This is a genomic window from Bacteroides sp. An51A, assembly GCF_002161565.1.
Lineage (GTDB): Bacteria > Bacteroidota > Bacteroidia > Bacteroidales > Bacteroidaceae > Phocaeicola > Phocaeicola intestinalis.
The window spans coordinates 221,712-234,696 of record NZ_NFIC01000003.1; the positions used below are offsets into that span (position 1 = coordinate 221,712).

A 12,985-nucleotide genomic window follows, 5' to 3' on the forward strand; every position below is an offset into this window, starting at 1 on the left:
TGGAAGTTAGATGCCAATACCTTTTTGTCTCTTTGTGAATGCTATCATAGAACACAGAATGCACAAATCTATACTGCGCATGGTATAAAGAAGAAACCTGCCGGGAAGCGGGTATAGTTTTCAAACTTGAACAGAGGAGTACCGGTGCTTCCTGCAAAGTCGAATACCCAAAGTTGATTGGTGGTATAGAACGGTCCCACTCCTTTCAGGGTATTGGCATATACATATCCTGTGGTGGGATTTACCCCTAGGCCATTGTACATTATTTGGGCTTTTTCATCCAGCAAAGACAAGTCTGTCAATATTTCATCTTGTGGTGTTTTGTTGCCTTGGTCTATGTCTGGACGGAAGTCAAGGCGATAAATAGTTGTTCCACTGGCATAATAAATTGTGTTGCCATGTGTGGCAAAGGCACATCCTGATGACCCGACTGACGGGACTTCGCTGATGTAATTTCGCTCCAGGTCTTCTTGAGTCGCAGGGTTGTACCGGTTCATGGAGATTTCACCTCCAAATTTAGTACTCATTATCCACAGGCAGTTGTCGGGAGCTGAAGCTATGCCTGTAATACCATATAACGAATAGAACGGTACTGAAATGTTTGTAATTTGGTCATTACCTGGAGTGATTTCGTAAAGTCCTGTCATGAAGTTTTGGTTGTAATAGGTGTACACCTTTCCATTGACAATGGCAAACGGTGCTTTGGGGGCTTCTTCCGAACCTTTGATAAAGGTCAGCGATGCATCGTTTTCGTTCATTCGCCATATACCGGCATTGTCACGGATATAAATGTGTTCTTCATCGATAACGGCAATGTGTGTAGGCCAGTCTAGCGGGCTGAGCGTCTCTTTCGGATAACTTTTCAGTTTCTTTAGTGTACGTGTGTCGGTTATGACCAACATGCCGTCATTATCCGATTCTGCTCCCATCGCATTGCCGTTCCCGTTTTGGGAAATGATGTAGGTTTTTCCGTTGTATTGACACATGTCTTGGGGTACATTGCCCAGTTCTGTACCATTTACTCGTTTGTATACATTGTCTACGATGTATCCTTCGGCGGTAATGTAAAGAAGTGAGCCGTTTTCGGAGGTCATATTTCCTTCGTTCAGAACAAATGTTCCTTTCGGGTCATCGAATGTGACAAGATAGAAGTTTATGCTGAGTGTAACGGTTTGTCTGTTTTCACCTTGTGCAGTCAATTGCAAGCTGAAGGTCTTGGAAACATTTTCCGAAGCCGATGGGGCAGTGATACCAATGCAGGTCGTTTCTTCGTTTATATTGACTTGCCATCCCTCGGGTACGTTGTCGGCTGTAATGCTGTTTATATGTTCGGCTAGGTATTTTATCTGGCAGGTCTCTCCCGGAACCACGATGACAGGTTGGTCTTGCCCTATGCTGTCGGTCAATTCGAATACCGGCGCTTGGAGTTCTACTGGAGTGTTGTCGTCTTTACATGCTGTGGTACCGATTAAAATCAGTATCAGCAGCCAATTGCATAAGTTCTTCATTTCCTTTTGGTTTTTTGTTTTGTATATCAATTTGTTATTTATGCGGATCAGGGGAGTTATACTATTATACTATGCGCGGTATGGATTTGTGTATTTTGTTAATGCCACAGTTCCGGCATGCTGTCTACGTTCTGTCCGCTTCGCATTACTGTACTTCATCATACCCAGATTAGTTAAAAAGGATAGCTTCGTCTGGTGTAAGATTAATAATCTTACAGCGAATGACCTATATTTTCACATTAGCATATTGTTTATTGACCTATTCTTCTGTGTATTCTTATGTAGTCTGTGTTCTATATAGCATCAACAAAAATGCACAATTGCATACCGCGATGGTATAACTTCTGATTAGCATTATCAGGCAGTTCTTAAGAAGCTGTTTTGAATTTATCGCCCAAAGCACACACGAAAACAGATACATCAAGCCAAGAAAAACTTTTTGGAGAAATTCAAAACAGCTTCTAAGTTAGCGTGTAGGAATTTCCTCACCCAGCATGTGCAGGTCTTCCACGCCACTCACTTCTGTAGAGCATTCGCCTATCCATCCGTTTTCCTGATTGATTCCGGTATATATTTTAATGAGGTCCACACCAGGTAAATCGACTTTATTACCGTCGCTGTCGGTTGCCCAGTCAATGTCAATAGCAGATTCATCGTTGGTATTCATGGCATTGTCGGCATATCCGTATGTAAACGGATAAAGGACAAAGTAGGTACCGTTTCCACTCTGGTCTATTCCATTTTGCGGAAGTCGTGAACCTTCGAAGCGTAACTCCTTGTCACTAATCCATTGTGGATAATAAGACTGGGTGTTATGGACGTTTTTCCGGATGTATCCTGTTTGTCCTTTGTTGTCTGTCCAGCAGATGTACGTTCGTTGTTCTTCTTCGGTGGCCGGTTCTTCTTCGGGAGCTTGGTAAACAATTTCATAATCGTTGTAAAAAGCCATGTCGCAACCGGCGTTCAGGGCTGTTTCATACCATGTTTCCTGTTGAGGGTCGTGATGGGCACTTCCGGCTATTTCATACCATTGTCCATCGTCTGGCTGTCCGTCTTGATTTTCGTCTAATGCAACTTGGATGATACCCGGTTCGTAACTGCCTCCGCTTGCAGCAGTAGAAGCTCCTTGAAAAGCATTGCCCAGAATACGGAAATCCCGTAGTCCTGCTTTGTTTTCAATCCGATGGTCGAAGCCTACGATGACATAACCTCCATATCCTCCTAGCGAAATCATGCCACGATTGTTATTCCCGATAGCTTCCAAGGCTTTCCGGTTCATGTCTTCCTGTGTGTCGCCTTCTTCGTATTCAGGCATAGCATTGACAAACTGGCCTGGAGCTGGCATGTATTCGATTACTTGGGTGATGTATGCCGAACTGGTTGTTTCTTCCGGAGCATCGTTGTAATAGAAAGGTTCTGTAGCAAAGGCGAAATGTGCCGGAATATCGCCTGTACGTACGCTCCATTGTTTTTTGCCTTCGGAGGTGAAGCAGTAAAGATACCCCGGTGTTACGTAGTCGGTAGCATCGCTTACATAGATTTCCTTGGTTTCAGGGTTGACTGCAATGCCGTATGGAAGTCGGATATCGGCTTCTGTGCCATCGGTAATGAATTTGTCGGAAATCATTTTGCCTTGTGCCGTATCGTAGATGCGGTAACCTACTTCGTTGTTTCCGGCTGTGTAGCTCCATTCGGAAGAGATGATGTAAAGCAGGTCGTCATCCATCCACATTTGGTTGGCAGAGATTCCCAGGTTTCCGGTTACGGTTTCGGTAGTAGGGTCTATGACGTAGATATCCGAGCTTTCTCCATAATAGTCTCCCCGTGAAATAACATACAGGTTTCCTTTCGAGTCTTTTTCCATCTGGTGCAGGTTGATGGCTACATCAATGGTGTTGACCACTTGAAAACTCTCTAAGTCGATGACCGAAATGGTACGGTCATAATTCGGGTAACGGTAACCGCCCGAGTTGGCTACATACAGTCTTCCGTTAACGATAGCCATATCTTCAGGCTGATAACCTACTACCACTTCGCGGGTTATCTGGAAAGTATTCGTATCAAATTCTACCACTTTGCCGGGGCGTGCTTCTGGATCTATCTGAACCGGTCCGGCATACGAACTGACATAGGCTTTGTCATCTTCGAAGGTTATGTAGCGGCAATTAGTAATGTTGACGCTTCCCAGATGTTTGGCTGTGCATGCGTCCATCACTTCTACAAAGTGTGAACAGTTGACCACTACATATAGTTTTCCGTCGTGTATCTGAATGTCGTTGCCTACATCTCCCAGTTCTTTTACGATGTCGGGGTTGCTTTCCGGATAAATGTTGCGAAGGTAATATCCTCCCCGTGCATTGAAAAAGTCAATTGTACATTTGTTGCTTCCCATGTTTCCTTCGTTGAGAAGAAAAAAGCCTTCAATGTCCTTAGGGTCGGTAGGGTAGGTAATGATTTCCTGCTCCGAGTCGAGCACAGGCAGTTCTTCCCTGCATCCCGACAGCAATGCCAGCAGGAGCAGGACAAGCGGATATCTTCTGATTTTCATAAGAGGTATATTTTAAAACATATATTGCACGATGAATTTGAAATTGATGCCGGGCATCGGGTAGCACGATACTACTTCGTATTGTTGGTTCAGCAGATTGTTCACTTCCAAAGTCAGTTTCAACTCTTGCGAACGGATGCGTTGCCGTTTCGAAAGAGAACAGTCGCTGGTGTACCACGACGGTTGATAGTTGACGGGCAGGTTGGCTTGTGAAGAATACCGTTCGCCGGTATAGATAAAACTGTAACTGGCTTCCCACGAACGCCAATTGAAGTTAACCGCTGCCGATCCGCTGTGCCAGGGTATGTAGGGTATTTGTCCGCCATAAAATTCATTATCGGGATCGGTAAAGTCTTGTGCTTTCTGATAAGTGTAATTCAGGCGTCCGCTTAGCAAGGCTTCTTTACCCACTTGCCAGTCGGTTTGTACAGCTACATCTATGCCCCGGATTTCCACTTCACCCAGATTGACCATGGTCCAGCGGAAGAAGTTGGAAGTAGGGGTTGCTACTATCTTGTTCTTTACTTCGTTGTAATATACATCAGCTTGTAGCTCGATGTGTTTCATCCACAGGTTTTTGAAGTCTTTTCTGTAAGTTACACCTATATTATATTGGTGAGTATATTCAGGGTCAAGGTAAGCATTGCCTACGAATGTGTAGTACAGGTCATTCAGGGTAGGCATGCGAAATATCTGTTTGTAGAAGGCACGGAAATTCAGGTCTATCTTTTTAAACGGTCGGTAGCTCAGTATAACCGATGGTGTCCATTCCAGCTTGTCGGATGCCGGTTGTCCGTTTTCTTTCAGACGGTCGGATACAAACGTGCCCAGTACACTTGCCTGCAATTGTATACAGTCGAAATGAAAGGCTGTGGCTGCAGCAAAAAGTCCTGTGTTCCGCCGTGGATAGACAAAGTCTTTCAAGTTTGCATTCAGCAGGTTGAATTGCCAGTCTGCCGACAGGTTCAGGCTCCAGTACGGTGTCAGGTCAAAGCAATTGGCAGTCGAAACATAAAGTTCCTGCTGCCGGTAACGGTTGTTGATGTACATCAACGATTCATCTTTGTTCGGGTCGGCAAGGTAATGCAGGTAATCGTAGGCATACTTGGCACTGGCAAGAAAATGGTAACGTTCCGAGAAATCTTTCCGGAACAGTGCTTGGGCAAAGAAATTGGCATCGTTCTGGCGGTCTTCGTGTGTAAACTTGTTACGCACAATGGCTCCTGGATAACCTCTGTCGGAAAAGTAAGCATACAGTTTGGTACGCCAGTAGCCGTTTTTGATGTTACCGTATAACCCATGCTCGATGCGCAGGGCGTTTACGTCACCATTCTGGCGCACAGCAGTGGTGTCATAGCCTCCTTCAGTGGCATAGCGGAATTTATATTTACCTGTGGTGTACAAATACTCGGCACTGAAGGAACTGCTTAACTTTTCGTTGATTTGCTGTTCCCAAAGGATGGCAGGGTTTACTACTCCGAACGAACCGGTCTTGAATGTAGCCTTGACATTATATTTCTTGTTGTCTTCAAACTTGGGAATACGCGTCTGGAGATAGATGGTACCTGCCGAACCAAAGTCCTTAGCCGACTGGAAAATGGCACTTTTCTGTCCGTTGTAGAGTGTGACGCTTTCCATATTGTCGAGCGAGAAACGCCCCAGGTCTACAGTCCCGTTTTGTGCATTTCCCAGTTCGATGCCATCGTAGAATACCCCTACGTGGTTGGTACCCATACTTCGGATATTGACCGTTTTCAATCCTCCGATGCCTCCATAATCTTTCAGTTGTACACCAGAGAAATAGCGTAACGCGTCAGCAACGTTGTGCGAACCTAGCCTTTGGAGTTGTTCTCCCGACAAGCTCTGTACGGGAATGATGTCTTTCTGCAAGGCACGTGCGGTGACCAGCACTTCATTCAAGTGTTGCAGGCTGTCGGTCGAGTTCTGGGCATACAAAATGCAGGCATGGTTCCATACAGCCCAAAACGATAACAGCCAGACAAGCCGGCTTTTTTGTTTAACCATAAATAAAAAGTGTATTCAATAAACCAATTAACCGTGTTGTCCTCGCACACGGATAACATAAACTCTTGGCAGGTCTTCTGACTGACTTCTCTTCCGGAACCTTCCCAATACGTTTTTCAGATACAACGCATCAGTGGTAATAGCCTTTACCGGAAGATTATTGAAGCTTCACAGCAGCGGGACTGTCCGGGATTTTCACCCGATTCCCTTTTAATCCGCTTGTCTGAACAGACAGGCAGAACCAATTACGATGCAAAAGTAAGGTTTTTATTTTAAATGTGCAATAGGTCTGCAATAAAGCCATCGTGCCTAAATGCTTTCGGAATCAGATTCGCAATGAGAATAAAGAATACTTTTTCTGTCAAAATTACCATAGGCATTTCTTTCGTTTATTTTTTCTTGTTCATCTTGAATTTGTTCTCATTTCATTAAACAGAATTATGGGCATTTTCTTAACATCATTAAACAGATATATTTTCACGACACCCTTCTGTCATTATAAGGAAATCAAACTGATAGGGATCCTTGGTCATTTCTTGCGCCAGTTCGCTTAGCGGAGAAGGAAGTGAAGCCTTGAAGTTACTGATAGCTTTTCCCTGTCGCTCGTACAGGTTTGTATCCATGAAATTCAGCAGAACATTCCTGCTCCACCCGTTCTCCAATGTCTTTTGCACAAAGAACATTGCCTTCTCCGGTTCGTTAAAGAATCTGTCGATGATGTATTTGTGATGTCCCCAAGGGATGTCCCAAATCGCATTCTCCTGAAATTCACCCCCAACTTGGGGTGAATTGTAAAATACTCATTATAAAGCAGATAAAATCTCTTGGCATACCCAATGCTGGTTTCGGATAACCCTTTGATGCCGGGAAGCTTTGCTTTTAAGTCTGCACTTAAATTAGAGATGAACTTATCTCCCCAACGGCTTTCCGCATGGAGCGTTACAATATCACGTCCCAGCGACCAATAGAATTGCAGTATCTCACTGTTTACATGAGTTGTCGCCTTAATCTGGCTCTTTCTATATCTCTGGCTAAGCTCTTCAATCCATGAGGCGTAGTTTTCAACTTCATATTTTAGCCATTGTATTTCTTGAAATTCTCCGCTTGTTCCAAAATCTCCTTAAACACCTCGTCATTCGTTACCGGTGGATAGCCATATTCAGCTAAAACCAAAATCAAATCCATTTTCAGTTCTGCCTTTATGTCATCACGGGTGGACCAGTCTGTGTACTTGGACTTGTCTGCTACAATCTTCTTGATTTCAGCAGCGAGTTTAAGTAGCTTATCTTCAGGATATTCAAAGCCAAACTGTTTGGCGATTGATTTCAGAATATCGTAAAAGGCTTTTTCTTCGTAGCTAATGCCTAAATCAAGGAAAGATTTCTTCTCCTTGTTTAGCTCTTTCAACAAATTAGCCATCTGATTAGCCACTTCCGTCAAGACCTCATCCGCAAAGATAGCACTATCTCTGCGTTCGTTGTATTTGTCAACCAAAGTGCTCAAGCGTTTGGAGAAGTCTACGCCTTTCGCCTTGTTCACCTTCTTGAACTCTGTGATGACGGTTTTCAGCAGGCGTTCCATGAGTTTTACTTTCGTATTGGGCAGTTTCAGTTTGCCAAGGCGTTCCATGTATTCTTCGCTCAGCACATCCAAGTTTTCTTTGTCATTGCCTATCTGGATGATTTCTTCCACGCCTTCTGATTGGATGGCTTCTTCTATCATTTCACTGACACGACGGTTCATCTGAGAGATGTCCGGAGTATCACCTATTGTCAATTTATAAATAATGGAACGTACGCCACAGAAATAATGAATTTCTTCACGCTCGTCGTCGCTTATCTCTTCACTATTGCTGCACAAGTTAAATGCCGATTTTAGTTTCTTGGCGTGTCCCATGAATAAGTTTTCCTGTTCCTTGGTGCGTTGCATAAACTCGGCACCCTTGTTCAGGCAGTCTAATTGTTCCAATGGCGTACCCGTAGAAAATTTTGTATAGTCAAACTCGCCGAACATCCGCCGGATAATATCCAGTTCGTCTTTCACCATCGCAACGGACTGCTCAATGCTTTCCACCGAGTCCAAGTTGGCATCACCTTGCGCATAACGCTTCAATGCCACATTCATGTTGCTTTTGATGCCGATATAATCCACGACCAAGCCTTTCTCCTTTCCCGGATAAACACGGTTCACCCGTGAAATGGTCTGCACCAACGTGTGTTGCTGCAAAGGTTTGTCAATGTACATCGTGTCTAGACAGTCCACATCGAAACCGGTTGTCCACATATCGACCACAATGGCAATCTTGAAGTTTGATTTCGGCTTTTTAAACTCTTCTGCCCAAGCACGGCGGTCTTCATCCGTTCCCAGCAAGTTGTAAAGTTCTGGTTCATCGTCCTTGCTTCGGGTCATTATCAGTTTTATCTTCTCGATAGGTAGTTCCTGATTCCCATATGGGACACGTGGCTCCGCTGCCATCATATAATGGTCCTCATGCGCTTCTTCGCCGGGTATTTTTGCCCATTCGGGACGCAAGGCGATAATCTTTTTATAAAGGTTGAAAGCAATGGTTCGGTTGGAACAAACGAACATTGCCTTGCCCTCTACCGTACTCCCTTCTTCCACCCGTTTCTCATAGTGGGTAATGAAGTCTTCGGCTACAGCTTGCAAGCGGTCGGAGTCTCCCAAAATGCGCTCCATTTTGGTAACGGCTTTCTTGCTTTCCTCTATCTGGTATTCATTGGCACCTTCTTCTGCACATTGCTTATAATAATTTTCTATTTCTTGCAATTTCTTATTGTCAAGCAAAACCTTGGCAGCACGTCCTTCGTACACAATACGCCGTGTGATGCCATCTTCCACCGATTCGGTCATCGTATAGGCATCCACCACCTCACCGAATACGTCAATCGTGGCATCAATCGGAGTACCCGTAAAACCAACATACGTGGCATTGGGCAATGAATCATGCAGGTATTTGGCAAAGCCGTAGTTGCGTTTCACTCCCTTGTCGGTCTGCTTGACTTGCAAAGCTAAGTTCGTTTGGGAGCGGTGTGCCTCGTCGGATATGCAGATGATGTTTGCCCGTTCAGACAATAGCCGTGTGTCTTCGGTAAACTTATGTATGGTGGTCAGGAACACGCCGCCGCTGGTTCGCCCTGCCAAATGTTCCCGAAGTTTATCCCTGCTTTCCACCTCTACTACACATTCATCGCCGATGAACTTCTTAGCCGTTCCAAAAAGTTTGGAAAGTTGGTCATCCAAATCGGTACGGTCAGTTATCAGGACAATCGTAGGGCTGGCAAACTCCCGGCTTCGCATCAACATACGAGTAAGGAACAGCATCGTGATACTTTTGCCACAACCTGTCGCCCCGAAGTAAGTACCTCCTTTTCCATCGCCACCTGCTTGGAGTTTGGAGTGCAGACGGATATTCTTGAACAGCTTATGCGTGGCAAAGAATTGCGGATAGCGGCAAACCACTTTCTTCTCGTTCTTCGACGAATCGGGGAAGAACACGAAATCCTTTATCACGCTCAGCAGCTTCTCTTTCCGGAACAAACCTTTGACCATTGTCAGGAGGGAATTGATACCGTCTGTAGCCTTATCGTTCGCCTCTACTTTCCGCCACGCATAAAAGAAATCGTAAGGCGAAAACAGAGAGCCATACTTGTTGTTCACCCCATCGCTAATCACCACAAAAGCGTTGTATTTGAACAGGTCGGGAATATCACGGCGGTAACGTACGGTGAGTTGGGTATAAGCATCCATGATGGTAGTCTCTTCCTTTACGGCACTCTTGAACTCCAACACCACTACGGGCAGACCATTCACATAAACAATGCCATCGGGAATACGTCGCTCCGCACCTTGTATCTCCAACTGATTGACAATGCGAAACAGATTGTTTTTTATGCCTTCTTTGCTGAAATCTATCGGTTCGATAAACAAATCTGGCAAAGCCGCATCCTCACGCTTCAATGAAAAGCCTTCTGTTATCAGTCGATAGGTATGACGGTTCTCTTCATACAAAGAGAAGCCTGCATTGGCGGTCAGTGTGGCAAGAATTCGCTCTATTTCTAACGGCGTAATGCTTTCGATTTTGTATCGGTTGCGCAGGTATAGGCGCATATCGTCCCGAAGCAAGACGTCGCTTACTTCCTTGTGGATTTCTTCTCCGCTTGTGTATGTGTAACCCTCTTGTTGAAACAGTTCCATGATGGATAGTTCGAGGGCGTGTTCGTTGAAGTGTGGCATAACTATTTCCTTTTTCTCATTCGTTGATTTTTTTCTTTCGTTTCTCTTATGTACTTTTTGTATTTTTCCGTACATTCATTAAGAAATGCCTCTTTTCCGCGTTGCTCCATGAGTTTTTGCACTACAGAAACAACAGATTTTGAATATTTGTGTATGCCATTAGATTTTTCTCCTTGCATTATCAACGTATGCCTTTTGGGTTTGCTCTTTAAGTCCAATGAATATATTACAGCTTGCATTTCATATTGATTTAATCCTAATTCTTTCTGAAGTAATCCTGTTGTTAATGGATATGCAACATTCTGGTCAATAATTGCATTATCAACATCTACTAATCCATCTATTGTTCCAACTAATTTTAATGTAGGCAAGCCTTCACCTTCTTTTTCTGTAAAGTGTCCTTCCTTAATGAACTTAAGTTGGTCAATTAAAGACTTGTCCAATAGTATTTTGCTATCGCCATAAGTGATTTCTCCATTGTATCTATCAAGAAGGTGTATATTTTGCGGACCAACCATTGCTATTTTTTCAATATGCTTAATCCATAATATACGTTCTTTTTCTCGTTCTTTGTCCAAGATCTTTTTTAATTCTGGATATTCAATTTCTTTTGTCTCTCCTCGATAGCGATAATAAATAGCCCCTTCTCGCAATATATCATCTTTGTTTTTCTTACATACCACAGGCTTTTCTTCTGCTTCTTCAACAGATAGTACACCAAACTTTTTACCTTCAAATTCTTGAATTGCAGATTGCCATCTAATATCAGGAGAAAAGTATTCTCTAACCTTAATATCAATAACTTTGGGGTCTGTTTCGGATAATTTGTTGTTAGACATACCTAATAGTATATGAGGAGAATCTTTTATTCCAAATACTATTTGTCCTCCTTTGTTGTTAGCCATTCCAACTAAAGTCTTAATGTATTTGAGCAAATTATCTCCCAACTGGAAATTTTGTTTGTATTCCAGATTGAAACTTTCTCGTTTCTTTATATATCCTTTACTATCTGTTTCAAAAGAAAAAGCCATATATTTTTGTTTTATCTCCCCATCCTCGCTAAAAGCAAAGACTGTAATTCTTTTAATTTATATATTTCTTTAAAATGCAATTCTAGTAGTTTATTAACTGGAGATACTTTTTTGTCAAAACCCACCGTCAAGTTAGAAGTGCAACTCCGCCACCGCCTTCCTCCGTCCTTGGAGCGTAGCGGAAAGGGCGGAGGAAGGCGGTGGAAGCCCGGAATCAGGGTCATCCGGCAATACAAAATAAAAAAGGGAGACCTCTGTCTCCCACGGATTAATTACTTTTGTATTGTCTATGAAGTATAAGCACTTAACCCGTGAGCAAAGGTACGCAATTTACCTGGGACGACAAAAGGGTGAGACTCTGGAAATGATTGCTCGTTCCATAGGAGTCCACAAATCGACGGTAAGCCGTGAGATAAAGCGTAACTCCACGCCGAGCGGCAAGTATGTATGGAACAAGGCGCATGACATGGCAGAATCCCGCCGGTGTCATACGCCCGGCAACAGGGGGCTGGATGATGTGCTGCAATGGCGCATCATTGAGTTCATAAAAAACGAGCAGTGGTCTCCCCGGCAGATATCCGGACGTTTGAAGCTGGAGGGTATAAACGTCTCCCATGAAGCCATTTACGCCCTCATCCGCAAGGACGAAAGCGGGGAACTGGCTTCCCATTGCCGGCATAAGATGAAATACAAGCGCAAGGCCTCACACCGTCATGAGACTAAGGCCACGAACATCCGTAACCGTGTGAGCATACACGAGCGTCCGGCGGAAGCCGACGGCAAACGTTTCGGGGACTGGGAGATGGACCTCATCGTGGACAAGGACAGCAACGCCATCCTCACGCTGACGGAAAGGAGCACGAACTTCCTGTTGATGGAAAGGCTCAAGCACGGGAAGAAAGCGAAGCCTGTGGCAAGAACCGTGTGGAGGTTGCTGCTGCCATACAAGGGAGAGGCCTTGAAGTCCATCACCACGGACAACGGCAGTGAGTTCGCCGAGCATGAATGGATAACCAAGAAGCTCAACGTGCCCGTGTATTTTGCCGATTCCTATTGCGCATGGCAGAAAGGAGCCATAGAAAACGGCAACAAGCTGATACGGCAATATATCCCGAAAGGAACCGACATCAGTACGGTTACAGAAGGAAAAATAACCAAGATCAGGAAGAAAATTAATGCCAGACCGAGAGAAAAACTCAATTTCTTGACTCCGGCTGAGGTCTTTTTCAAAAATATTTCGTAATGTTGCACTCGCTGGTTGACTCTGCCCTTTTTTGTCAAAATCATAAAGACTGTCATTTGCAGGTATTACAATCGCAATTTTCTCAAAATCACTTTTATTTAATAGAGGCATCGTAGAACTACCTAATGCCATTCCTTTTAATTCCTCTTTCATATTTGACAAATAGTAGTACAAATAATTAGAGTAAAACTTTTCTTTAACTACAATTGAGTTCATCTGTTGGTTGGTAACACATTGTTCTGATGCAATAACGACTTTTCCCATATCAGAACCTATACACGTAACAATCACACTTCCATTGGGAAGTATTTTATTCTTTAGACGTTCATATCCAATCGTAGACAACTTCCTTTCTGAACCAATAGCAAATTTATTA

The 12,985-nt window shown here is 43.9% G+C and carries 6 protein-coding genes, 1 pseudogene and 1 riboswitch; of the genes and pseudogenes, 1 reads left to right on the forward strand and 6 read right to left on the reverse strand.

Annotated features, from left to right (window positions below; all coding sequences use genetic code 11):
• Positions 1 to 68 precede the first annotated feature (68 nt).
• From B5G04_RS07265 to B5G04_RS07295, 6 genes and pseudogenes are all read right to left on the reverse strand, one after another.
• The gene (locus tag B5G04_RS07265; protein ID WP_087247221.1) at positions 69 to 1,508 is read right to left on the reverse strand and encodes a DUF5074 domain-containing protein; all 1,440 of its coding nucleotides are present in this window, start codon (positions 1,506 to 1,508) and stop codon (positions 69 to 71) included.
• Between the two features lie 1,414 nt (positions 1,509 to 2,922).
• Positions 2,923 to 4,056, reverse strand: a pseudogene (locus B5G04_RS20720) (YncE family protein); the annotation flags it as partial.
• A gap of 12 nt (positions 4,057 to 4,068) precedes the next feature.
• Positions 4,069 to 6,081 (reverse strand): TonB-dependent receptor, encoded by a 2,013-nt coding sequence (locus tag B5G04_RS07275; protein ID WP_087396505.1) that lies wholly within the window; start codon positions 6,079 to 6,081, stop codon positions 4,069 to 4,071.
• A 49-nt stretch (positions 6,082 to 6,130) separates the two neighbouring features.
• Positions 6,131 to 6,342, reverse strand: a riboswitch (cobalamin riboswitch).
• Between the two features lie 200 nt (positions 6,343 to 6,542).
• The gene (locus B5G04_RS20670; RefSeq protein WP_087396507.1) at positions 6,543 to 6,833 is read right to left on the reverse strand and encodes a DUF1016 N-terminal domain-containing protein; all 291 of its coding nucleotides are present in this window, start codon (positions 6,831 to 6,833) and stop codon (positions 6,543 to 6,545) included.
• 322 nt (positions 6,834 to 7,155) lie between these two features.
• Positions 7,156 to 10,335, reverse strand: coding sequence for a type I restriction endonuclease subunit R (locus B5G04_RS07290; protein ID WP_087396509.1), 3,180 nt, complete (start codon positions 10,333 to 10,335; stop codon positions 7,156 to 7,158).
• Positions 10,336 to 10,337: 2 nt separating this feature from the next.
• Positions 10,338 to 11,366: an ATP-binding protein gene (locus B5G04_RS07295; RefSeq protein ID WP_087396511.1), complete on the reverse strand. Its 1,029-nt coding sequence runs from the start codon at positions 11,364 to 11,366 to the stop codon at positions 10,338 to 10,340.
• A gap of 289 nt (positions 11,367 to 11,655) precedes the next feature.
• Here B5G04_RS07295 and B5G04_RS07300 point away from each other — a divergent pair, with 289 nt between their 5' ends.
• Positions 11,656 to 12,609 (forward strand): IS30 family transposase, encoded by a 954-nt coding sequence (locus B5G04_RS07300; RefSeq protein WP_087395476.1) that lies wholly within the window; start codon positions 11,656 to 11,658, stop codon positions 12,607 to 12,609.
• Positions 12,610 to 12,985 lie beyond the last annotated feature (376 nt).